This window comes from Pseudoalteromonas sp. JC3 (genome assembly GCF_030291895.1).
Lineage (GTDB): Bacteria > Pseudomonadota > Gammaproteobacteria > Enterobacterales > Alteromonadaceae > Pseudoalteromonas.
In genome coordinates, this window is record NZ_CP127856.1 from 634,824 (window position 1) to 658,168 (window position 23,345).

Annotated in this window: 20 protein-coding genes, 1 pseudogene and 1 riboswitch; of the genes and pseudogenes, 5 read left to right on the top strand and 16 right to left on the bottom strand. The window is 43.4% G+C overall.

Annotated elements, in window-relative coordinates; genetic code table 11:
* Positions 1 to 44: 44 nt before the first annotated feature.
* The gene (locus QSH61_RS21495; protein WP_174169105.1) at positions 45 to 620 is read right to left on the bottom strand and encodes a DJ-1/PfpI family protein; all 576 of its coding nucleotides are present in this window, start codon (positions 618 to 620) and stop codon (positions 45 to 47) included.
* A 238-nt stretch (positions 621 to 858) separates the two neighbouring features.
* On the opposite strand from QSH61_RS21495, the gene QSH61_RS21500 reads away from it, so the two are divergent.
* Positions 859 to 3,024 carry a M3 family metallopeptidase gene (locus QSH61_RS21500; RefSeq protein WP_174169104.1) on the top strand — a complete coding sequence of 722 codons (2,166 nt, stop codon included), beginning with the start codon at positions 859 to 861 and terminating at the stop codon, positions 3,022 to 3,024.
* A 62-nt stretch (positions 3,025 to 3,086) separates the two neighbouring features.
* Here the strand turns inward: QSH61_RS21500 and QSH61_RS21505 are convergent, their stop codons facing one another.
* The 4 genes from QSH61_RS21505 to QSH61_RS21520 form a co-directional block, all read right to left on the bottom strand.
* Positions 3,087 to 3,764 (bottom strand): LiaF domain-containing protein, encoded by a 678-nt coding sequence (locus tag QSH61_RS21505; RefSeq protein ID WP_174169103.1) that lies wholly within the window; start codon positions 3,762 to 3,764, stop codon positions 3,087 to 3,089.
* Positions 3,765 to 4,207: 443 nt separating this feature from the next.
* Positions 4,208 to 4,771, bottom strand: a complete 564-nt coding sequence (locus QSH61_RS21510) for a manganese efflux pump MntP (protein WP_010605615.1) — start codon at positions 4,769 to 4,771, stop codon at positions 4,208 to 4,210.
* A gap of 7 nt (positions 4,772 to 4,778) precedes the next feature.
* A riboswitch (yybP-ykoY riboswitch) is annotated at positions 4,779 to 4,949 on the bottom strand.
* Positions 4,950 to 5,042: 93 nt separating this feature from the next.
* On the bottom strand, positions 5,043 to 6,344 hold the full coding sequence (locus QSH61_RS21515) for a sensor histidine kinase (protein ID WP_227387985.1): 1,302 nt from the start codon (positions 6,342 to 6,344) through the stop codon (positions 5,043 to 5,045).
* A complete protein-coding gene (locus QSH61_RS21520; RefSeq protein ID WP_206473706.1) occupies positions 6,331 to 7,707 on the bottom strand; it encodes a sigma-54-dependent transcriptional regulator in 1,377 nt (458 codons plus the stop codon). Before QSH61_RS21520 ends, QSH61_RS21515 begins: the two co-directional genes overlap by 14 nt.
* 175 nt (positions 7,708 to 7,882) lie before the next feature.
* On the opposite strand from QSH61_RS21520, the gene QSH61_RS21525 reads away from it, so the two are divergent.
* Genes QSH61_RS21525 through QSH61_RS21535 form a run of 3 tightly spaced genes read left to right on the top strand, consistent with a single transcriptional unit; the run spans position 7,883 to position 12,261 of the window.
* Positions 7,883 to 9,130 (top strand): efflux RND transporter periplasmic adaptor subunit, encoded by a 1,248-nt coding sequence (locus QSH61_RS21525; RefSeq protein WP_206473704.1) that lies wholly within the window; start codon positions 7,883 to 7,885, stop codon positions 9,128 to 9,130.
* A gap of 22 nt (positions 9,131 to 9,152) precedes the next feature.
* Positions 9,153 to 9,842 (top strand): ABC transporter ATP-binding protein, encoded by a 690-nt coding sequence (locus tag QSH61_RS21530; RefSeq protein WP_206473702.1) that lies wholly within the window; start codon positions 9,153 to 9,155, stop codon positions 9,840 to 9,842.
* Positions 9,835 to 12,261, top strand: coding sequence for an ABC transporter permease (locus QSH61_RS21535; RefSeq protein ID WP_206473701.1), 2,427 nt, complete (start codon positions 9,835 to 9,837; stop codon positions 12,259 to 12,261). Before QSH61_RS21530 ends, QSH61_RS21535 begins: the two co-directional genes overlap by 8 nt.
* Positions 12,262 to 12,305: 44 nt before the next feature.
* Here QSH61_RS21535 and QSH61_RS21540 read toward each other — a convergent pair whose 3' ends face one another.
* Together QSH61_RS21540 and QSH61_RS21545 are read right to left on the bottom strand one after the other, a co-directional pair.
* Positions 12,306 to 13,766: a dihydrolipoyl dehydrogenase gene (locus QSH61_RS21540; protein ID WP_206473700.1), complete on the bottom strand. Its 1,461-nt coding sequence runs from the start codon at positions 13,764 to 13,766 to the stop codon at positions 12,306 to 12,308.
* Between the two features lie 293 nt (positions 13,767 to 14,059).
* On the bottom strand, positions 14,060 to 14,788 hold the full coding sequence (locus QSH61_RS21545) for a glutathione peroxidase (protein WP_069021877.1): 729 nt from the start codon (positions 14,786 to 14,788) through the stop codon (positions 14,060 to 14,062).
* A 186-nt stretch (positions 14,789 to 14,974) separates the two neighbouring features.
* On the opposite strand from QSH61_RS21545, the gene QSH61_RS21550 reads away from it, so the two are divergent.
* On the top strand, positions 14,975 to 15,508 hold the full coding sequence (locus QSH61_RS21550) for a DinB family protein (RefSeq protein WP_010605623.1): 534 nt from the start codon (positions 14,975 to 14,977) through the stop codon (positions 15,506 to 15,508).
* 137 nt (positions 15,509 to 15,645) lie between these two features.
* Here QSH61_RS21550 and QSH61_RS21555 read toward each other — a convergent pair whose 3' ends face one another.
* The 9 genes and pseudogenes from QSH61_RS21555 to QSH61_RS21590 all read right to left on the bottom strand — a co-directional run bounded on the left by QSH61_RS21555 (position 15,646) and on the right by QSH61_RS21590 (position 23,214).
* Positions 15,646 to 15,909, bottom strand: a complete 264-nt coding sequence (locus QSH61_RS21555) for a hypothetical protein (RefSeq protein WP_045989826.1) — start codon at positions 15,907 to 15,909, stop codon at positions 15,646 to 15,648.
* Positions 15,910 to 15,916: 7 nt separating this feature from the next.
* The gene (locus QSH61_RS21560) at positions 15,917 to 16,696 is read right to left on the bottom strand and encodes a hypothetical protein (protein ID WP_286124430.1); all 780 of its coding nucleotides are present in this window, start codon (positions 16,694 to 16,696) and stop codon (positions 15,917 to 15,919) included.
* Positions 16,697 to 17,144: 448 nt separating this feature from the next.
* Positions 17,145 to 17,825, bottom strand: a complete 681-nt coding sequence (locus QSH61_RS21565) for a GAD-like domain-containing protein (protein ID WP_286124432.1) — start codon at positions 17,823 to 17,825, stop codon at positions 17,145 to 17,147.
* Positions 17,826 to 17,832: 7 nt separating this feature from the next.
* On the bottom strand, positions 17,833 to 19,887 hold the full coding sequence (locus QSH61_RS21570) for a polymorphic toxin type 15 domain-containing protein (protein WP_286124434.1): 2,055 nt from the start codon (positions 19,885 to 19,887) through the stop codon (positions 17,833 to 17,835).
* A gap of 68 nt (positions 19,888 to 19,955) precedes the next feature.
* Positions 19,956 to 20,417, bottom strand: coding sequence for an SMI1/KNR4 family protein (locus QSH61_RS21575; RefSeq protein WP_102058210.1), 462 nt, complete (start codon positions 20,415 to 20,417; stop codon positions 19,956 to 19,958).
* A 9-nt stretch (positions 20,418 to 20,426) separates the two neighbouring features.
* Entirely contained in the window at positions 20,427 to 20,798 is a 372-nt protein-coding gene (locus QSH61_RS24450) for an HNH endonuclease (protein ID WP_442960422.1), read from the bottom strand.
* Between the two features lie 165 nt (positions 20,799 to 20,963).
* Positions 20,964 to 21,221 (bottom strand): annotated as a pseudogene (locus tag QSH61_RS24455) (hypothetical protein); the annotation flags it as partial.
* A 442-nt stretch (positions 21,222 to 21,663) separates the two neighbouring features.
* Entirely contained in the window at positions 21,664 to 22,455 is a 792-nt protein-coding gene (locus tag QSH61_RS21585) for a PoNe immunity protein domain-containing protein (RefSeq protein WP_286123876.1), read from the bottom strand.
* Positions 22,456 to 22,464: 9 nt separating this feature from the next.
* A complete protein-coding gene (locus tag QSH61_RS21590) occupies positions 22,465 to 23,214 on the bottom strand; it encodes a PoNe immunity protein domain-containing protein (protein WP_206470938.1) in 750 nt (249 codons plus the stop codon).
* Between the last annotated feature and the right edge of the window lie 131 nt (positions 23,215 to 23,345).

Below are 23,345 nucleotides of genomic sequence, written 5' to 3' on the forward strand. Positions count from 1 at the left end.
TGAGCGAGGCCTTCGTTTAATAATGGTGGGTTTACTCACCATTATTAACTTCTAGGCCAGTCATAATCCATTTGGGTTGCGGTTTTTCTTGCTACCGATTGCCCAAAGCGCTTTTTCACCAGTTCTAAACTCATATCGATACCTGCCGAAATACCCGCTGAGCTAGTAAAATTCTGATCCATCATAAATCTTACGTCCTCAACGACTTCCAAAGAGGGATATTGCTCTCTTAAATCGTCGATATCCTGCCAGTGGGTGGTGACTCGCTTGCCATCAATAAGGCCTGCTTCTGCATATAAAAACACACCTGTACAAACAGATGCGCACTGAGAGGTATGATTCGCTGTTTCTGCAAGCCAATTAAGTACGTTGTGATCTCCGCAAATTTGGTGATGCAGTCCGCCGACTACGATGAGCAAATCAAACTTTGGATGCGAGTAAATACTGTAATGGGGGTTTACACTCATGCCGCCACGCGAGGTAACAGGAACATGACTTGGTGCGACAAGGCTGACGTTAATTGGGGTTTCGACAAATCGCTTTGCGGTATTGAATACCTCAAATGGGCCACAAAAATCTAAACACTCCGCACCGTCATAGATGAAAATACCAACTTCCATTATTTTTCCCTACAGATCAGTTTTTTACTAACTTGGCTGATTTTAGTTAAATTTTCAAGGTAAATTGTAACAACCCATGAAAAAACTCCACTCACTATAGTTTTAGTGTCTTTAAGCTACTATGAGTACTAGCATTTTTGCTCTATCGCAGAGAACCTTGTTTCTCCCGCAAAGCGATTGCACTTTTAGAGACGATCCGTAATATCTATCCCACGATAACAACAAGCGATGAAACAATATGTTCAAACCTTCCATCACATTATTAAGTGCAGCTGTATGTTTAGCCCTTGCGGGTTGTGCGGGCACAGCAGAGCAAAGCCAAGAACCAGTAAAATCACTGCAAAGTAAGCAATATGATAACGTGCTTTTACAGGAGTTTTCAGGTCCTTATCAAGGCGTTCCTCATTTTGACAAAATGAAGCTTGAAGATTTAGAAGCTGCACTTGAAATTGGTATGGCTGATAATTTGAAAGAAATTGAAGCAATAGCCAATAATCCAGCTAAGCCAACTTTTGAGAACACCATTGTTGCACTAGAAAGAGCGGGTGCTCCTTTAGATCGCGTTTTTACCTACTACGGCCTTTGGAGTGCAAATATTTCAAGCCCAGAGTTTAGAGAAATCCAATCGCGAGTTGTGCCTAAGTTTTCAGAGTTCAGCTCTAAAATCACCCAAAACCAAGCGCTTTTTGAACGGGTAAAAGCGGTATACGAAGGCGCTGAATATAAAAAGCTAACGGCAGAAGAGCAGCGTATTACTTGGATGCGTTATAACGGCTTTGCCCGCAATGGAGCGACGCTAAAAGGTGAAGACGCTAAGCGTTACGCGGACATTAATCTTGAGCTATCAAAGCTACATACTAAATTTGCAAACAACGTCCTTGCAGATGAAGAAAACTATGTAGTCTATCTCACTAAAGACCAGTTGTCAGGTTTGCCTGAGTCGTTTGTTGCGTCGGCAGCGGCTGCTGCAAAAGCGCGCGGTAAGGCGGACATGTACGCGATCACCAACTCTCGTTCATCAATGGATCCATTTTTAACCTACTCAACAGAGCGTGAGTTACGCGAGAAAGTATGGAACAACTACTATAACCGTGGCAACAACGGTGGCGAGTACGACAATAAAGCGATTATCTCTGACATCCTAAAGCTTAGACATGAACGCGTTAACTTACTCGGCTACGATAATTACGCGCAGTGGCGTCTTGAAGACCGCATGGCGAAAAAGCCTGAAAACGCGATGGCGCTGATGAAAAAAGTATGGCCTGCTGCAATTGCGCGCGTGAAAGAAGAAGTTGCTGACATGCAAGCGATCGCCGACAAAGAAGGCGCTGATATCACCATCAAACCATGGGATTACCGTTTCTACGCCGAGAAGGTTCGCCAAGCTAAGTATCAATTGGATTCAAACGAAGTTAAAGCCTATTTACAGCTAGATAATTTGCGTGAAGCGATGTTCTATGTAGCAGGCCGTCTGTTTAACTTTGAATTCACCGAAGTGCCAAAGGGCTCGGTGCCTGTATTCCATCCTGATGTTCGTGTATGGGAAGTAACAGACAAAACCACCGGTGATAATATTGGCCTTTGGTATTTAGACCCGTTCGCACGTAAAGGTAAACGCTCTGGTGCGTGGGCCATATCATATCGTAGCCATACAACATTTGATGGTAAAACAAATGTGCTTAGCTCAAACAACTCCAACTTTGTGAAAGCACCTGAAGGTGAAGCGACCTTAATTTCTTGGTCAGATGCAGAAACCTATTTCCATGAGTTTGGTCACGCGCTGCATGCGCTTTCATCAAACGTGAAGTACCCAAGTTCAAACTCTGGTGTGCGCGACTACACTGAGTTCCAATCTCAGTTATTGGAGCGTTGGTTGGCAACGGACGAAGTGATCAATCGTTACTTAGTTCACTATAAAACAGGCAAACCTATGCCTAAAGCCCTAATCGAGAAAATCAAGAAGTCAGCAACCTTTAACCAAGGTTTCGCGACGACTGAATACCTTGGATCGGCTATTATGGATATGCTTTTCCATACCACAGATCCAGACAAGATTGGCGACCCTGTTGCATTCGAAAAGTCTCAGTTAGGTGCGCTAGGCATGCCGGACGAGGTCGTGATGCGTCATCGTACAACTCACTTTGGTCACGTATTCTCAGGTGAAGGTTATTCAGCGGGTTACTACGGTTACCTGTGGGCTGAGGTATTAACTTCTGATGCAGCAGAAGCGTTTGCAGAAGCGCCAGGTGGCTTCTACGACAAAGACGTTGCACAGCGTTTAGTGGATTACCTATTCTCAGTTCGCAACTCAATGGATCCAGCAGAAGCGTATCGCAAGTTTAGAGGCCGTGACGCTGAAGTTGAAGCGCTTATGCGTGATAGAGGCTTTCCTGTAGAGAAGTAAAAAGTTTACTCTGCTATTCGGATAATAAAAAACCCCTGAACCAAGGGGTTTTTTATAAAGCTTTAGCTTTTGGATTTCGTGCCGTCACCAAATAGGGATTTAAGGCCGTCGGCAAATTGCTTTATTTGCGCTTTCATCGAGCGCTTTACACTAACTTCAATGCTACCCAAAATCATTCTGCCGTGAATATAAATTTGTGGACGCTGTTTCACCTGCCCTGCAGATGCAAGCGTATTTCTTGTGTTTTCTACTGAACCCATAATATTACGAATATCGGTGACGACATCGACTGTGTCTGGTACAAAGATTTCGTCACTGCCTAAAATGCAATCTATATAAATATGTACTTCAGGGTGACTAAAAATTGCGTTGCTAAAATCTAGTTCCAAGCTGCCAAGGTAGTTTTTTAGGTGGATCTCTTTAGGTACGACCCACTCGCCACTGCGATGGTTGGAACTAAGTATAGAGGTAATGCTTATCGCCTCAGCACCATCTACGCTTGAGGTAAATTTTGGACCCAAACGAGCGGCTTTTTCGCTGTGATATCTTGCATCCGACTTTAGCGGTAAATCAGCACTAAGTGCTGCAATTTGTTCTTGTTCGTTCAGGTCGTATGCTTTATCCAATCGTCTCTCGAATGCATCAGCCGAAAGCTCACCGTGGCTGTAATTTAGAATTAACTGGTCAATCACCTCTTCCCTAACGGATTCGAGAGGCCTATCTTTTAATGGTACAGACATATGGTTGGTTCCGTTCTCTTGATTTATGCTTATAGAAGCAACAACCAAGCCAACATTAAATCATTTATAAAACAAGTGGTTAGTGTTTTTTAATATCAACTTACTCTATTTATTTACTAATATTTAGTTGTACAAAATAGTATTTGGTCAAAATTACCACTATTAGATGGCAGGCAACGCAGTAGCGCAGGTGTAGTTTGATATTGTCAGTCACTTTGCTATGGTAGTAGGTGTTCGCAAAACAACCAAAGGAGATTAGTTATGGCGAAGAAAAGCGATGTCAAAGCGCTTAAAAAAGAGCTGAAAGCGCGTAAAGCAAAGATTGAAAAGCATGAAGCAAAAATCAAAAAGCTGAAAAAAGCGATTAAAAAGGCTTAAAAGCCAAGTAGCCCTAACGTAAAGGGATAAGCAAGTGAGCGGTAAATATACCGCTCTTTTTGCGATTAAATCGAAAGATGGCTATATAGCAACCAAGTTCCCACACAGATTAAGATCACCCCACCAAAGGTTTCAGCTCGACTACCAAGGAACTTTCCAGCCGAATGCCCAATCATCACACCAATTGTTACCATCATGGTGGTGGCAAGGCCAATGAGCGAAGCGGCGAGCCATATATTCACATCAACAAATGCGAGACTGACACCGACAGCCATTGCATCAATACTGGTACCAAACGCTGTGATAATGGTTTTTAACCAAGGTTGCTTTGCGTGCTGTGCTGGCGCATCGTCATTACCCTTAAGGCTCTCATAAATCATATGAGCGCCAAGTCCTAACAGTAAGATAAAGGCAATCCAGTGATCCCAAGCCTCGACATAGCCAGCTGCAGATTGTCCTATTAACCAGCCAATCAGCGGCGTACAGGCTTCAATAACACCAAAAATGAGGCCGATTTTTATGGCTTCGGTAAGCCGAGGTGATTTTAGGCTGGCGCCTTTACCGATTGCCGCGGCAAACGCATCGGTAGACATGGCGTATGCTAACAGTAGCAGGGTGACGAAATTCATTTACATTGCTCCGGTCGGGCGATTTGAGTCCACGACATATCCACACGCCCGACCACAGGCATGGATATATCGATGGTCTCGCCAACCGAGAGGTGTCCGCACCATGGCATTTTGGCCAATTATGTTGATACGAACTCTTCCGAGCATTGGAAGCAGGCTACTCCCCAACGAGTTGCGATAATATCAAGAATTGTTCTAAATAGAAATCTAAGTTTATAGCTAGCTCTACACCATATGGTGAATGAGTTGGCTCCATTTTTAGTTATTTATCTTATAGCAATACACTAAAGCAGCTCCCTTGTCCTACTTCAGAGGTTGCGCTGATCCGCCCTTTGTGGCGATGGATAATTTGTTGGCTGAGTGCAAGTCCAATTCCTGAGCCATGAGGTTTTGTGGTAAAAAATGGTACGAATATTTTATCAAGTGCGCTGGGCTCTATTCCTTCCCCGTTATCAGCAACGTTGATTTCACATTTGCCGTAGCGATTAATCGTTGCTGATACAGTCACTATTTTTTCATGGTTGTTATGTTTCATGGCATCTTTGGCGTTATTTAGTAGATTGAGCAGCACTTGCTCTATCATCTTTCTATCAACATTAATGCTCAGCGCAGCGGGCGTCACGTCAAAGTGTAGAGTGATATTGGCGTCACTAAAGTCGCTTTTTATCAGTGGTGTAATGTCGTCAAATAAAGTCTGTACCGCAAGCGGTTGGAGGTCAAGTTCAGGAATATGCGTGAGCTTTCTGTAGTTATCAATAAAGCCAAGTAAAGACTGGCTTCTAATACCAATCGCTTGCAGGCTTTGTAGGTAGTCTTCAACGAGTTCTTGGTCTGTCACCGCTTCAGCTAACTGATTATTGGTGATATTAACTAGCGTATTTGAGAGTGAATAAATCGGTGCGACGGAGTTTCCTATTTCATGGATAAGCACGCGGATCAGCTTTTGCCAAGACTCAATTTGGGTACTCTCTAGCTGCTCTGAAATCGCGGTGAAAAGCCAAAGTTGGTACTGATTACCTTGATTGGAAAACGTAAAATATTTAAATAGTAAGTCTTTGGCGATGTGGCTACCTACTTTGGCTTGTTCAAGCTCTGGGTGTGCTGCAAGTAATGAGTGTCCAGACTCTGCGCCGCGAATATCCAACAATTGCTTTGCGCTGTTATTACAAATCAAAATGGTGTGGCCATTTTTGATAAGGATCAGACCTGCTTCTATGTGTTGTAGCATGGTTTCGTAAGTAGTGACGAGCTCTGCCTGTTTGGTTTTATCTTGCTGAGCTTTCTGAATAAGCTCGTTACAGGTTGTAAGTGCTTGCTTACTTATTGGGTGCTTATTATCAATTCTAAAGCTGCCATCTTGATACTTGAGCGCAGTAAACACCTCTTCGAATTGTTGTTTCTGTCTTTTCAGTGTGGCAATAGACAGCACTGTGAATAGCACTGCAATCGCAATGGATAACCCACTAAACAAAAAGACGTAGCTGTGGAGAAAGCCCAACACACCAAGTGTGGCGAATACAATGGCTGCGAGTTGAAAAATGGCCATGCGAACGAGGCTATTATTCCACATCATACTTCTCCATTTTACGGTACAGTGACGCGCGGGTGATCCCAAGCGCTTTAGCCGCATGGCTGATATTTCCCTTAAAGTCTCGGACCGCCCGCTCTATGGTGTGCTGCTCTATTTTTGCGAGGTTATAGGTGTCAATAAAGCCCGCACTCTCCTCAGAGCTTGCCCCTGGACTGGCGAGCTGAAACTGCAATTGGGTTGAGTCAGATAAAATAACTGCGCGTTCAACCAAGTGTTGTAATTCTCGGATGTTACCGGGCCATTGATACTTGACTAAATCAGCCATCATTTTGTCGCTGACCGTTTTGCACTGTAGCTTGTACTTTTTGCTGTATAGATCAGCATAAAACTCAATAAGTAGTGGAATATCTTGGGGCCTATCTCGTAGTGCTGGAAGTGTGATCTCTACGGTATTAATGCGGTATAACAAGTCCTGACGAAAACTGCCTTCGCGCACCATGTCATACAAATTCATATTGGTTGCGGTGATAAGGCGCAGATCAACCTCTATTTGTTTGCTGCCTCCCACTGGTGTAACCACTCGATTTTGGATCGCAGTAAGTAACTTTCCCTGTAACTCGAGCGGAATATTGGCTATTTCATCTAAAAATAAAGTACCGGATTCCGCAAGCTCAAAGCGACCTGGCTTATTGGCTTTCGCATCTGTAAATGCGCCTTTCATATGGCCGAACAATTCACTTTCGAACAAAGAGCTAGCTATCGTGCCCATATCGACAGACATGAAGGTATTGTCTTTTCGTAAAGACTGTTTATGTAGCTCTCTGGCAACGACTTCTTTACCTGTGCCGCTTTCGCCTAAGATTAAGACATTGGCATCGGTTTTGGCGGCCTTTTCTATGGTTTGAAAAACTTGCTCCATTGCTGGACTCGAGGCAATTAAATGCTCGAATGGTTTGTTTTGCGCAGCCATTGAGATTTGTGCGATTTGCGTGAGCTTCTTGGACTTTTGCCGTTGTGCGCTCAACTCGATGCAATTGGCAACCGTTGCGAGTAGCTTTTCATTTTGCCAAGGCTTGAGGACAAAATCGTTGGCACCAAGTTTGATGGCATCCACTGCCATCGTTAGGTCGCCATAGGCGGTGAAGAGTACAACCACGGCATCTTCATCCAAGGCTTTTATTTGTTTTAGCCAGTAGAATCCTTCGGCGCCGGAGGTTGATTCTCGAGTAAAGTTCATGTCGAGCAATATCAGTGCAAAGTCCTGTTCCGACATTGTTTTAGCGATATCGTGGGGATTCTCTAGCGTCACGACTTTTTTGTAATATTGTTTGAGCAACATTCTCGTGGCGACGAGAATTTCGCTGTTGTCGTCGACAATTAAAATTGCCTTATCGCAGATAGTCATTACATTTCCTTTCCTCATCAAACTGTACGATATCGTACACTAGGTGTTTAATTTTTTTACACTCTTTTGTTCCATTATTCCATAGAATTATTTTATGCCTTTGATTTTTATTTGTTTTTTAGTTTGGCATGCAACTTGAATTATTAGGCTAACCTAAACTCAAGAGAGTGACAAAATGGACAGAAAAATAACACCTAACAAAAGATTTCAGCTGTGGTGGCTGGCGCTACCTGTCATCGTGGTAGCGTATTTTGCATTTGATAGTGCAGCGAGTAGCAGCGGGGATCGTGTTAATCTGGCGATGGATAAAGTCAAGATAAGTACAGTGACAAAAGGCGAGTTTCATGATCTTATTCCGCTTAGAGGCAGCATCATGCCGAGTAAGTCTGTGTATCTAGATGCCATCGAAGGTGGACGAGTCGAAGCGCGTTTCGTCGAAGAAGGTGCGATGGTTAAAAAGGGTGACAAACTGCTCGCACTGAGCAACACCAGTTTGCAGCTGGATGTGATCTCTCGTGAGGCGCAGATCTCAGAGCAGCTAAATAACCTACACAATACCCGCTTAGCGATAGATCAAAACCGTTTAAACTTAAAACGAAACCTATTAGAGCTAGATTTTCAGGTAAGTCAAAGTGAGCGAAAACTAGCACAGTTCAAGCGCCTTGGTAGCGGGAATTTAGTTTCAAAAGATGAGCTACAAGCGGCCGAAGATGAAACTGAGTATCTAAAAAACCGCCGCAAGTTAATTATTGAGCAGCAGCAACAAGATGAAAAAATCCGTACGGCACAAATTGCACAGCTAGAAGATAGCGTTGAGCAGCTTAATAAAAACTTAGGTTTTGCGCGTAAAAATCTTGAAAATCTAATTATCAAAGCGCCTATGGATGGTCAATTGACTGCGCTAGACGCGGAACTAGGCGCGTCAAAGGCGAGAGGCTCACGTTTAGGGCAAGTTGATATTGTGTCTGAATATAAAGTGTCGGCCCAAATTGATGAATTTTACTTGGGCCGCGTGTATGCGGGACAAACCGCAAGGTTAACGCTGCAAGGGAGGCCGTATGAGCTAACGCTCGCAAAGGTCTATGCCGAAGTGTCAAATGGTCGCTTTGAAGTGGATTTAACTTTTAATGGTGTGCTGCCCAGCGACATTCGTAGAGGTCAAAGTTTGCAGTTGGAGTTGTTATTAGCAGATGCGAAAGCTGCGACTTTAATACCAAATGGTGGATTTTATCAAGATACCGGCGGCAAGTGGGTATTTGTACTAAAGCAGGGCAGCCAAGTGGCGGTGAAGAAATCGGTGACGTTTGGCGAGCGTAACAACAAATATATTGAAGTGCTTGATGGGCTGGCAGTCGGCGACCGAGTGATCACTTCAAGTTACAGCAGCTTTAAAGACATGCAGTCGGTCAGTTTGACTCGTTAATAGAATTAAAAGGCAAAAGAATATGTTACATCTAACTAAAATAAATAAAGTTTTTCGTACTGAGCTGGTTGAGACTTACGCCCTTGAGGATGTCACGGTGACCGTAGAGCGTGGCGAGTTTGTTGCTATCATGGGGCAGTCAGGTTCAGGTAAATCTACCTTACTCAATATCATCGGCATGCTAGACCATATTGATGGCGGCGAGTATGTTTTTGATGGCAAGGACATCAGCCAGTTAAGTGAAGGTCAGCTTGCTGATATTCGTAAAGACAATATTGGTTTTATCTTCCAAAGTTTTAACCTTATTGATGAGCTCACTGTATATGAGAACGTTGAGCTTCCGCTTATTTATCAGGGGATCTCTAAAGCCGAACGAGCACTGCGTGTGACAGCCGTGCTGGAAAAAGTGAACATTGCGCATCGCAAAGATCATTACCCACAGCAACTTTCAGGTGGTCAACAGCAAAGGGTTGCAGTTGGGCGTGCCATTGTCGCAAAGCCAAAAATGATTCTAGCGGATGAGCCAACCGGTAATCTTGACTCAAAAAATGGTGAAGAAGTCATGGGGCTGTTAGCACAGCTTAACCAAGAAGGGGTAACGATAGTCATGGTGACGCACTCAGATCACCATGCAAATTACGCGCATCGCACGATCCATGTTTTGGATGGCCATATTGTTTCGAGTCAAATGCAGGAGGTTCGCTGTGCTTAAAAATTACTTGTTAATCGCGTATCGCAGCTTGCTGCAACAAAAACTCTACTCAACAATCAATATTTTGGGTTTGGCGATTGGTTTAGCTATTTGTATCAGTATGGCCATCTTTGTTGAATCTGAGCTGGGTTACGACAAGTTTATTGAGGGTCACGAGCAAATCTATCGCTCGTCTGTAAAATGGATGCCGCCAAGTGCGCCTGAACAATACTATGCGCAAGGGCAAGTATTTAACGCAGAAAACTATCAAGCACACTTTGAAGAAGTGGTTGATGCTACTCGCTTTCGAGAAGTGAGCGTTGCGCTTGGGCAAGGCAAGGAAAGTTTTCTTCATGATGGTGTATTCCTCGCTGATCCCAACTTTGTTGATTTTTTCTCCTTAGATCTAATTGACGGAGAGCGTCAGTCGGCACTCGAGGCTCCCAACACCATTGTTTTAACCCAAGCAGCTGCAATGCTCTATTTTGGTCGCACGAATGTTGTTGGAGAATCTTTACTTGGTGCAGGAAAACTACCGTTAAAGGTGAGCGCTGTGATAAAAGACTTGCCACTGCGCACCCATTTAAACGTCTTTGCGCTGATCAGTATGGCAACGGCCACCACTTATTATGGTGATAACAGCTGGCAGCGTGACCCAAGTTTTAACTATTTCACTTACGTTAAATTAGCGGATGGGGTAACCGGTGAAGATGTTGAAGCAAAAATCCCAAGTTATTTAGAAAATCATTATGGTCCGGGAACTAGCGACACCCTTGGCTTTGAATTAATGCCTATCACCGATATTTATCTTCACTCACATCATTATGGTGAAATGAAAGAAAATGGTGATATCAATACCGTTTATTCGTTTAGTGTTATTTCAGCGCTTATTCTCTTTATTGCGTGTGTTAATTTTATGAATTTGTCGACTGCCACAGCAACCAAGCGCGCAAAGGAAGTGGGAGTACGTAAGACATTAGGCGCTAAACAGCAGCATTTAGTTATGCAGTTTGTGGTTGAGGCGATGATGCTGAGTTATATCGCGTTGATCATTGCTGTAGCGCTGGTTGAGGCTGGTTTGCCTTTGTTTGCGAGCTTTATCGGCAAGCCGCTCAGTTTTGACTTCTATTCAGAGCCGTTAGTGTTGACTACGCTGTTGCTGTTAGGGTTATTCGTTGGCTTAATCTCAGGCGCATACCCTGCCTTTTATCTAAGCCGCTTTAAACCTGCAAAAGTGCTTAAAGGAGAAGTGACACAGGGTAAATCTGGCGCGCTGCTGCGTAAAGGGCTGGTGGTATTTCAATTTAGTGTCGCCGTGGTGCTTATTATCGCCACCACGGTATCTAACCAGCAACTAAAGTATGCCAGAGCCATAGAACTCGGTTATGACAAAGACAATACTTTTGTGCTGAGCCGTCTTTATACAGATATCGCCAGTCAACAGCGTAGCGCATTAAAAACACAACTGCTCTCTCACCCAAATATTGTCAGCGTGACAGCAAGTTCAGCAGTACCAACAGAGACCATTGTCGATGCTTTTGGGATGGTTAATCCAAAAACACAATTGTCGCAGACCATGCCGACACTGGCAGTAGATGAAGATTATTTTAGCAGCTACAACATTAAGTTACTGAGTGGCCGAGGGTTTAGTCGCGATTTTCCTGCCGATAAATTCGCGATGCCGAGTGCGGCTGAGCCAAATCCGCGTTTTTCGGTTGTGATTAATGAAAAGGCGGCGCAGAGTTTAGGATTTAGTGCTGATGAAGCAGTTGGTAAAACATTTGAAGTACGATTAACTCGGCATTCAAGTGCTATGGCCACTATCATCGGGGTGACGCAAAACTACTATTTTTCTTCACTTAAAACAGAGATAAGCCCAACGTATCACTTGCTAAGAGAGAATGAAGGCAATTCGATGGCGATAAAATTTCAAGGTGATACAGCGCAAACTCGCGACTTTATAGAGGCCACTTGGCGCAAGCTAGTACCAGAACAAGAAATGGAACTGACTTATCTACAAACTAAATTTGAGCAGATGTATCGCCAGGAAGACAAAGAAATCATTGTGTTTAATTTGTTCTCTATGCTGGCGATTTTCATTGCTTGTTTAGGCTTATTTGGTCTTGCCTCTTTTACTACAAAAAGGCGCACCAAAGAGATTGGGGTGCGTAAAGTGCTTGGTGCTTCGGTGATGGATATCGTGATATTGATCAATAAGGAATTCTCAAAGCAAGTGCTGATCGCAAACCTGATAGCGTGGCCGCTTGCGTACTTTGTGATGCAGCAGTGGTTAAACAATTTTGTCTATCGTATTGATCTTTCAATCGTGCCATTTTTGATTGCAGCAAGTTTAGCATTTGCAATTGCTTGGCTAACGGTCGGCTCGTTGACGCTAGTTGCCGCACAAGCGCGGCCTGTAAAATCATTAAGATACGAGTAATTGCAACAAAACAGGCCTCACAATGAGGCCTGAACAGAGATAAGTTAAGCACCAGGACCACATTCCAAGCAGTGCTTGATAATATCCGGGCCAAACTTCAAGTTTGCATTTAGATTTCGCAGTGCCGTTCTTAGGCCTTCTTCTATCACTGGGTGGTAGAAAGGCATTTCGAGCATTTGTGGCACGGTCATCTTGTTTTGTAGCGCCCAAGCAAGTAAATGCGCCATATGCTCAGCAGCTGGGCCGACAAATTCGGCACCTAAGAATAATCCGGTGCCTTGCTCAGCGTAGACTCGCATATGGCCTTTGTTTTTTAACATCACGCGGCTGCGGCCTTGGTTTTCAAAGCTTACCTCTCCGATGGCAAAGCAGCCACAATTGCCATATTGCTTTTCCAACTCTTTATAACTTGCTCCAACCATCGCAATTTGTGGGTCGCTAAATACCGCCGCAAGCTTTGCACGGCGCAGTCCCACTCTCACATCAGGGAAGCGACCGGCATTTTCACCTGCAATCGTGCCTTGATCTGCGGCTTCATGTAGAAGCGGGATCTGGTTGCTGGCATCACCTGCAATAAAAATCGGGGCGTTACCAGAGCCATCAAGACATTGCATGGTATGTGGGTCGGCTAGCGGTACGCCTCGGTCATCAAGCTCAAGCGTGGTATTTTCTAGCTCTAAGTTATTAACATTGGGCACACGACCTGTGGCTGCCAACACATAGTCAAACTGCTCGGTTTGTGGTTTCCCTTGTTTGTCAATGTAGGTAAGCTCGGCTTTGTCACCGACCTGTTTCATATCTGATACTTTGGCATCTGTGTCGAGGTAAAACTCATCACTGAACACAGTGGTGGCATAGTCTTTGACGATTGGATCGGTTAGTGGTCCAAGGCCACCGCCGACACCAAATACTTTGACCTTTACGCCAAGTCGGTGTAGCGCTTGACCTAGTTCTAAGCCAATCACGCCGGGGCCAAATACGGCCACTGAGTCGGGTAAATTGTCCCAGTCAAAAACGTTATCGTTAATGACTAAGCGGTCGCCAAAATTATTAAACACACCGGGGTAGCTAGGTCTTGAACCTGTAGCGATAACAAAACGTTTGGCTGTGATCTGAGTGTGGTCGTCCAACTGTACCGTATGGCTGTTGATAAATTTTGCACTGCCGCGTAGTTTATCTTGCTCAGGTAGTTCGTCGACAGCTTCGACGACAAAGCCAACGAAGCGATCTCGCTCACGCTTTACTCTCGCCATAACCGCTTTACCGTCAATTTCAGCGGGTTTTACATTAATACCAAATTTAGGCGCGACCTCAATTTGATGTGCGGCTTCAGCTGCGGCAATCAGTAACTTGCTCGGCATGCAGCCAACCCGAGCGCACGTTGTGCCGTATACGCCAGACTCAATCATCAGTACTTCTGAGGTATATTTTTTGGCATTTCTATAGGCGCTGAGACCCGCTGTTCCCGCACCAATCACGACTACGTCGGTGTTTATCTTTTTCATTTTTTGCTCCGAAATCAGAAAGTGTGATACCAATTTACTTAATTAAGAGGTCTATTTGAGGCGAGAAAATCTTGTCGATAACCAGGCAAAAATTTTGCTATTTAGTTGTTCTAAATGAGAAATTTTTAACGCAGTTAGCGTCAGATTTGCTCCTTCAAATTGAGCAAGTATTAAGATAAATTGGTATACTCCCCCCATGACAGTGTCACTAGTCATTGTGTTTTGTTGTGTTGAGGGGGAACATTTTGACTTGGTGAGCAAGTTCACCAAGTCATGTTGTGGGGGATGAGTGATTAAGCGAAATATTCAGCTAAATCGTCTGAACCACCGATGTGTTTACCACCGATAAATACTTGCGGCACGGTTTCGCGACCAGACAGCGCTTTAAGACTGGTTAGCGATGCTTGTTGACCAAGTACCAGCTCTTCATATGCCAGTCCTTTTTCTTTTAGCAAAGCTTTGGCTTTTTCACAGAATGGACAGCCAATCTTGCTAATAACGGTAACCGGCTCTGGTTTGATTTGGCGCGGGTTAATGTACTCCAGCATAGTATCTGCGTCTGATACCTCAAACGGGTCGCCAGGCTTTTCTGGTTCGATAAACATTTTGTCAATCACACCATCTTTTACCAGCATTGAATAACGCCAGCTGCGTTTGCCAAAACCTAAATCGTTTTTATCAACTAACATGCCCATGCCGTCAGTGAATTCGCCGTTACCGTCAGGTAGTAGTGTAATATTCTGCGCTTCTTGGTACTGTGCCCATGCGTTCATTACAAACGTATCATTAACGGATAAACACACGATTTCGTCGACACCATTTTGTTTAAATACGCTAGCAAGCTCGTTATAGCGCGGTAAGTGCGTTGACGAACAAGTTGGTGTAAAGGCACCAGGCAAAGAAAATACAACCACAGTTTTACCTTTAAAAATTTCATCGCTGGTGACGTGCTTCCACTCTTCATTTTCTCTAATTGGGAATGTAACCTGTGGTACGCGTTGACCTTCAATATTCTTTAACATTTTGCTTTCCTTCTTAAGTTGATGGAGCCATTATGCCGCGCGCATTTTGATTTGTATAATTGATAGTTAGGATTAAAGTGTTCAATAAAATTGATTGTTTTCAACTTCAAATATTTGTATTTTTTAATCTAGCCAATGCTGCTAAGTTGAGGTTAGTCAATTTTTACGGGAACAGGGAATATTTAGATGAAAGCAAACTTTGAATTAATGGCGGATTACAATTGCTGGATGAACGAAAGATTATATGAAGCTGTTTCGGGATTGAGCGCCACGGAATTACACCAAGATCGAGGGGCTTTTTTTGGATCCATTATGGGATCGTTAAACCATATTCTTGTTGCCGATATTATTTGGCTTAAGCGCTATACAGAGCATAGCCATCATGCTGAAGCACTGAATGCTGTAGCAACAATGCCGCTGCCGACAAAGCTTGATGCGATGCTGTATGAAGATTTTGCAGCGTTGAGACAGGCAAGGGCTGAAATGGATAAGGTGATTATTGAGTTTGCGAATGAAGTCACTGAGGAGGCGCTTGCAGCCGATTTACACTACAAAAACACACAAGGTAAAACCTTTTCTCGCAAGTTTGGTTTTTTAGTGCATCATTTATTTAATCATCAGACGCACCATAGAGGGCAAATAACGACATTACTCAGCCAGATTGGTATTGATATGGGAGAAACCGATCTATTAGCGCGGATCCCCACATCATTTGGTTAGTGGTTTAGCTTTACCGCTTCAGTTATGTCTAGTGTTATCAGCAATGAGAAGGGTTATAAAGCTAGACATTAGCTCTACAGGCCTTTAAAAACCGTGTTCGGTAAAGCCTGCTAATAAGAATTTCACTCGCTAACTTTTCATAATAACTCTGAATAGAGCTCCTCTAGCCATTCATGAAGGTCCTCTATCGAGTCAAAATCTTCGTCTGTTAATTCTTCATACTCTGTTAGTGAAATAAGATTTAAGTCTATAACCTCCCGAAGTTGGGCTCTGACTTTAATCAAGTCATAAGGGTAGTCTTCTCCAATGCCGACAGCTCTTCTCAAAATACTGGGGTCATAGCTTTCGACATGACAATAAGTTTTTAAAATGGTTCTTAAAGGATCTTCAAGTTTATTCATCGTATATTTACTTCTTTAGTTCAGGGTATAATGTGTGCAATTTAATGTTACCATCTTCTATTAGATATATAGCTTTGGCGTTTCCGTTTGAAAAATCTGTAACCTCGTATCCAGTGGGGTTTTTCTTGGAACCTAGTCTAGTTATTCCGCGTACCGCATTTCTGTAGTTAGAGCCAAAAATATCTTCAAGTGGTATTTGTATCTCAACAAATGGTTCTTTATTAACTTTTGCTTTCTTTGTCAATAAATTAAATGATTTAGTACTTTTAATATAATTATCGGCACGAATGAGTGCTTCGTCTGAAGAAAACGCAGAGGCATTTTTTCCTACTCTGTGCAGTGCTGGAGACCCATCTGGATTCTTTCGGTAAGCATCATATATAGTGCCAGAGGCAGGGTCTTTCCCTCGTAGAGCTCTGTCTACTAATTGTTTTTTCGTGACTCTATTTGGCCCTCCATGCCTTGCAGGTGCATGTCCCTCCATATCAAGACGCTTTATTTGTTCAGAAACCGACTGACTATTAACTGTCCCCGGCAGCTCATTCCCTTTTGGTGGTTCCAACTCATCGGCTTTGGCTTTGGTGGGCTTGTCGGTAACGCCTCGAATTGGTGGTTGGCCTTGATATTCATCCAGTGCTTTATTAACTCGCTGTCCGATTTCTTGGGCGGCTTGTTGCATATGTTGGTCGATTTTGGGGGTGACGTCGTCTAGGCGTTTTACCGTGGCTTGCATGCCTTCGATAGCGGCGTCAGGGAGTAGTAGGTCGTAGTGCCAACTGCTAGACATTTCATCGAGTGAATCGCGCAGGCCTTTGACGATGTTTTTAACTTCCGTGGCGGATTGTTTTCCTAGGTCTTGCCAGCTAATGACTCATAGGTATTTAACTGGGTCGCCTTTGTCGACTTTTCTTTGGGTAAAAAGCCGCAGTACAGCAAGCGCAGCGGAGAGGGATTCTCCGGTATTTTTTAAGATAACCTTGCCCACTACTGGCACTAAACCAATACTGATAAGTTAACTAGTGTTTGCCCTGAGAAGAGGAGCAACTTGGAACGGTGATTCTAGGACGGAGTTATTCTTTGTTAATCTATGAGCAAAGTGGAATCCGGCCCTAGCTAACTGGTAAGTTAATATTAAAAAACGTGTCTAATGAATCATCATGCGTAACCGGGGGTACGGTCATCTTGATGATTCATTAAGTGATGTGTGCCGTTACTAATCACATTTGCATACAGCGTTATTCGTGCTGCTTAATAGCGCCACGTACCATAGAAGCCATATCAATAATTTCCATATCACCCATATCGGCAATTAAATTCAAATGGGCAAAAATATCGCACTTTTCAATATTCTTGACTTTTTTCTCGCCACCCATAAATAAAAATGGCGCAAAGCCGTACACTTCATCGGCATTGAGTGGGCCATGTTTTTTTAATGTCGCAGGAAAAAGTGGTTTCCCTTGGTTATCTTTAATATCAAGTTGCTCAGGCTCTTGAAGCGCTATAAAATCTTTTGCAGTTTGGTTAGCCTTACCAGCTGCAATATCTTGCTCGCTTCCTTCGCTTGTTGTTATCCAGTTAAGGTGCGGGCTGATTTCTAGGGATTCACCTGTTTTTTCGCCGTAAATCTGAAGTTCACCCCAAGCATTGCGCGCTATAACATAATAAATATCACCTTGCTCAAACGGGGTATCTTCTAAAAATCGATCAAGGATGTCTTGATAATCCGCGGGGTTTGTCAACCAAAATAAACCATCGGCAAAACCGCTGAAGCCGAGTATTTGCCAGTATTCAAGTAGCTGATCAGGGAGCTTCCCTCGATACGCTTCTATATCAGCGGTAGTCGCGGGTACAATTGTTGTTGGTTGGCCAAATTCGCTTAAAAAAAAGGCTAAATCGTCATCATTAGTTTCTATCATGGGTTCTCTACTTTTTGTTTAACGGGCAGCGCTCAAGTTTAATGTTTAACTTAGCATCTGGGCCATATTCTTTAAATGCTTTTTCAACTTGCTCATCCATTAATTCAACGCGTGTTTTACTTCCTTTTTTACTTCCTATAGGCGCTTTAGCCCACTGCGGACCTATAGATTCATTAACTCTTTTATCACCCAGACGAGTAACATTATCATAACCGCCAGCGCCCATATCAGGGTCATGTAATGCATGTAAATTGTTCATAATTTCTGTTGTTCTTTGCGCGGCTAATTTTTTTGCTTCAGTACGTGATTTGTTTCTACCGTATGATTTCTTGAGAGATTTATTTAGTTTGTATCTGAACTTATCTCTAAAACCATTTTGAGCAGTTCCAGTCCCCTTACGCTTCATATTTTTGTATCGATCGCGGTTTTCTCTGTATTCACCAATGGTTAAATCATTTAAGCCTGCTTCTTGATACTTAAGCTGCCTTGCGTAATTCTGTTCTAAAGCACGTAAGTCGCCCTTATGTTTTTTCCTTAAGTTATCACTTGGTTTAAAACAGGGGACCTTGTATGCTTTCATGCCTGCTTTGAGAGGGTGCAATCCCTTCCCCCCCGGCAACTCATTCCCTTTTGGCGGCTCCAATTCATCGGCTTTGGCTTTGGTGGGCTTATCGGTAACGCCTCGAATTGGTGATTGGCCTTGATATTCATCCAGTGCTTTATTAACTCGCTGTCCGATTTCTTGGGCGGCTTGTTGCATATGCTGGTCGATTTTGGGGGTGACGTCGTCTAGGCGCTTTACCGTGGCTTGCATGCCTTCGATGGCGGCGTCTGGAAGCAGTAGGTCGTAGTGCCAACTGCTAGACATTTCATCGAGTGAATCGCGCAGGCCTTTGACGATGTTTTTAACTTCCGTGGCGGATTGTTTTCCTAGGTCTTGCCAGTTGATGTTTCTTAGGTATTTAACTGGGTCGCCTTTACCGAGCTTGCGTAAAACGGCAAGCGCAGCAGAAAGGGATTCTCCGGTATTTTTTAAGATAACCTTGCCCACGCCTTTAACTGCTGAGCCCACAACTGGCACCAAACCAATACCCGTTAGGGTAAAGGCAAGCCAAGCGTCAGTGTCGTTGGCTTCATCATCGTCGGTCAGTAACATGACATTGGCAATGATATCTCGTAAATCCATGACTTGGTCGATAATTGGTATCATGGAAATCAAGGTGCCTACCACGATTTGTGACGTGGAGGGGTTTTGATTAAAGTCGCCTTGTAGTGTGCCCCATAACCAATCACCTGCTTGGGTTGCAATGCCATTGGCTTCTATCAGTGGTGCGGTATTGCCGCTGCGTACCATTTCAGCCGCTCGCGCTGGGGTGATTTGTCCATACAGTGGATTTTTAGGGCGATTATCTTCAGGCAGGTAATCGCGTTTATCCTCACCATATTGCACGGTGTATTGACCAGGCGGTGCATTCTCAATTTTTGCTTTACCGCTGTCATCTAAGTTACCAGTCAGCGCTGTGCCGTTTGCAAATCGAATGGTATAAGGTGCGCCCATAATTGGGCTGCCATCTTGATAGGTATAAGACAGCTCAATGGTACTGCTCATCATGGTGGCAATGCCATCGGCGGCAAGTGAGAGTCGAGCATTCTCAGAGAGCGCTTGAATTTGCGGCACACTCGGCATCGTGGCGCTTTGTTTGCTGCCAATATCTTGCTCCATGCTGCCGTCAAACACGGTCATGGCTTTGCCTTTTAAGGTCAGTAACTTGCCTGCAAAGATGTTGACGTTACCACTTGAGTCAATGCTGATTTCACTGCCACCATTGGCAAGGGTGAGGTTGCCAGAGCCACTGCCTTTTACTGTGATATTGCCTTGGCTTTGAATGATTTGACTTCCAGCCGGGGCGGTGATGGTGAGATTGTTGTCTGCCTTGAGTTTGATATCACTTTGGATAACACTGCGATGACTGCGACCCGCCTTAAGGGTGATATTTTGTTCGGCGCTGACGTCAATTTGATTGGCGGTGACGTCTAGGTTGGTTGCTGCATCAATAATCACCGACTTTTTACTATTTAGATGGGAAGGGTTGTAAAGCTAACTACTAGCTTTACAACTCAGTTAGAAAATTAGGAAACGTTAAAGCCTGCTAAGAAGTCAGTAAATGATGGAGCAAGTATATCTACATTTTCATAATCGGGATCGGCACCTTCATCAACTTGCTTATCTTTCCACCATATGAATACTCCTCCTTTCTGCGCGCCATCTACACCAATGCAAATAACATTACCAACACCATCATTACCAATAGGCAGTAGCTCTTCAGGAATCCTATCGCAATAAATAGAGAACATAGTTAACAAATCAAAGCTAGTATCATTTTTACCAATTCCAAATAAAACATTAATGTCAAAGTCAAAAAGTAATTCACCGTCAGAATTTTGTTTAGTAAACTGATTTTTAGTAGGCTGACCACCATTAAACTTTAGAAGAAAATCAACATATTCTTTGGGGAACTGAAGTTCAAGCTCATGACAGAGCTCTTGAATCTCAAGTAAGCTTGTTTTTGGATAACTGTTTTCAAAGTTCATTCTAATTTCCTAAAATGAGTAAGTATTTCGACCGCCAGAGTGACCTACTGTTGAGTGTAAGTCACTTGGAATTAATTGCAGCTTTGTGGAGTTCTCTACATGATGCCAGGTATGTGTCGACGGTTGCTTCCAAGCTGGATCTATATTTTCCATCAATTGATTCGCGTTTCTCATGTCCAGCTGTGAACCTGATGTTCCTCTACCAGATGTAGGGTCTGGGTTTAATTTTTTTATATCAACCTCTACAAGATAACCTTTATACTTCATAATATAAGGTCTGAAATCCGCAAAACCTTTTTCGGTAAAGTTAACACCATCAGGATACTTTTCAGCAAGCTCTTTTAATTTTAACTCCCTGATTTTCCTTTTTCTTGGCTGCATTGCATCTAGCCTTTGTTTCAAGATCGTATTTTTATGTATATCTAAACTGTAGTTTTGTCCTGCAAATTCTGCGTTCCGAGGGGGCTTTCCATCAATAAGTTGTAATTTATTGTCTTTACGGTTAGTTAATTTGGGTTTTGTTTTATCAGTTTGAGTTGTTCCAGTCCCTGGCAACTCATTCCCTTTTGGTGGTTCCAATTCATCGGCTTTGGCTTTGGTGGGCTTATCGGTAACGCCTCGAATTGGTGATTGGCCTTGATATTCATCCAGTGCTTTATTAACTCGCTGTCCGATTTCTTGGGCGGCTTGTTGCATATGCTGGTCGATTTTTGGGGTGACGTCGTCTAGGCGCTTTACCGTGGCTTGCATGCCTTCGATGGCAGCGTCTGGGAGTAGTAGGTCGTAGTGCCAACTGCTAGACATTTCATCGAGTGAATCGCGCAGGCCTTTGACGATGTTTTTAACTTCCGTGGCGGATTGATTTCCTAGGTCTTGCCAGTTGATGTCTCTTAGGTATTTAACTGGGTCGCCTTTACCGAGCTTGCGTAAAACGGCAAGCGCAGCAGAGAGCGATTCTCCAGTATTTTTTAAGATAACCTTGCCCACGCCTTTGACTGCTGAGCCCACAACTGGTACTAAACCAATACCCGTTAGGGTAAAAGCAAGCCAAGCGTCGGTGTCGTTGGCTTCATCATCGTCGGTCAGTAACATGACATTGGCAATGATATCTCGTAAATCCATGACTTGGTCGATAATCGGTATCATGGAAATCGAGGGGCGACTACTGTCGGTGAAGGTTAGCTGCCTAGCCCTGCAACACCCAAGTGGTTCAGCCTATCCTTTCTTAAAAATCATGCGCAGAAGTTTATCTGATTAAATCAACCGGAACATAAACACTATCTTCTAAGGATTCTCTTGGTATCTCTAGAACATTAGCGACTAAAGCTAATTCAAAGCACCAATAGCCAATGTAATAATCCGTGTACTCGAATTCGCATTCACAGTTGTGATTATCATGCCAGTCCGCCAAACCCTCTAACTTGATGTACCAATTTTGTGCAAATTGGTTGAGTAAATCAGGCTGGTGTTCACTGGGTACTCTAAAAGCGAGTGAAAGATTTTGATAAATTTCAGGGTAATAGAGTGTGGGCGAAATAGGTCTATCGTTATCACCAAGTGCAATGGCTACATTATCAAGTAAGGTGTCTTTGCCGCGTTCGCCAATAACATCGAGCACTTCTTGGATATGAGCTGGAGCGACATCACAGGCTTGTAAAAGTGCCAGCCACCACAAAGTGTAGATATAACGATTGATATTAGGGGAGCCGACAGCATCGATTTGCCCGCCCAACTTTTCAAAAGCATGGCGGTATATTTGATGATTTACAGGTAACTTATCACAGTAGTGTGTCAGTTGTTTGCGATACGGCAAAATCGCTTCGGTATAGCGCTTAATATCCCCAAGGTGAGCACCATATGAGTAGTGCGCTACCGCTCGCATAATCGCGAGCTGATATATACGCTGGGCAACATTAACTCGTTCGCTAGGTGTGGTAAAATTACCTGCGTCGAGGGCTTCTTGTGTTTCTTTAATGCCAACTTCAATGTCGACTAAGAACTCTTCGAAATAATCGTTACTTCTCCGTGTATCGCGCACCTTTATCTCCTACTGATTCTCTCGCCAATGTACGAGGTCTTTAGGGTAGTATGGGTGGTCAATAAAGCTGCTATCATCAATATTGAATAATTTAACAACAAGCGCAATTTCCCAGCACCAGTAGCCATCGTAAGCATCATTATCCAGTAAATGTATATCAGGACTTTCCTCCAAGACGTACCATGCCTCCATATAGGACTTTGCAAGTGCTGGACGTTGCTCTGGACTTCGTTCAACTACTTTGTAAAGTTTACCGAAACGTTTTTTGAACAGAGTATCCGCTGCTATTTCGCGATTAGTGTCACCTAGCGCTATCGCAATTTTATCGAAAAGTGCATCTTGTCCTTGATTTCCAATAAGCTCTAATAATTGTAAGTAGTAATCTTTTCCCATATTTAAGCAGTAGGCGAAGCTAAATAACTTTAAATAGTTCCGTAAATCGCTTTGGTGCAACTCTTCTAAGTCAATGCGCTCAGCTTGTGCTTCTAGAGGTAGTTCATCGGCAAACTTCTTTTGAGCTCGGCGATAAGTTATCGCATCGTTCAAAAGGGGTTTGAACTCTATTACGCTGTCACCACGAGAGTATTTTACATGCATCAAACTGATTATATTATTTATCAGGTCAAAGCATGTTCTCATCTTGATTTCTATCGTGAGATCACTGGAGTCGAGTTCGGCGACATCCTCTAATATAGTTTCTTCATAGAACTCTACAGCTTCGTCAAAATAGGATTTATCCCGAAAGGTATCTCGGACCATAACAACTCCTTTAAAGTTTTATTTCTTGACCAATGATATTGGCATTTCGATCTTGCATATTTTCATGCATCGCGATCACCAAATAACTATTGATAGAATCATCCATTCTTAAATTTTTAAAGCATGTATGA